Origin of the sequence: Marinobacter flavimaris (genome assembly GCF_002933295.1) — a bacterium.
Taxonomy (GTDB): Bacteria; Pseudomonadota; Gammaproteobacteria; order Pseudomonadales; family Oleiphilaceae; genus Marinobacter; species Marinobacter flavimaris.
Genome location: NZ_PSSW01000050.1, coordinates 1 through 470, shown reverse-complemented (window position 1 = coordinate 470; position 470 = coordinate 1). Strand labels below are relative to the sequence as shown.

The window sequence follows — 470 nt, the reverse complement described above, 5'->3', positions numbered from 1 at the left end:
GGTAATCCCCCCATTTTTAGCGGGGTTCAAAAGTAGACCTCAGGCCATCATGGCCAACTTCTGTTGAGGAGTAATCCCTCCGAGTCCCATATTGGGTCGTTCGTGATTGTAGTGCCAGAGCCAGCGAGTGGCATAATCCTGGACTTCTTCGGTGCTGTGGAACAGATACTGTGCCAGCCAATCGTAACGGACCGTTCGGTTGTAGCGTTCTATATAAGCATTCTGCTGGGGTTTACCAGGCTGGATAAACGCCAGCTTGATCTCTCGTTTTTCGGCCCAGGCTGACAGCTTGCCGCTGATGTACTCAGGTCCGTTGTCACAACGGATAGAGCGCGGTTTACCCCGCCATTCAATGATCTGATCCAGTGATCGGATCACCCGCTCTGCCGGAAGCGAGAAGTCCACTTCGATGCCAAGCCCCTCGCGGTTAAAGTCATCGATCACGTTCAACAGCCGGTAACTGCGTCCGT

General features: G+C 53.4%; 1 protein-coding gene. It reads right to left on the bottom strand.

All coding sequences use genetic code 11. From position 1 onward, the window contains the following. Window positions 1–39 precede the first annotated feature (39 nt). Window positions 40–470: integrase core domain-containing protein (locus MDHKLMBL_RS20705; protein ID WP_146083446.1), on the bottom strand; the 431-nt coding region annotated here is incomplete at its 5' end.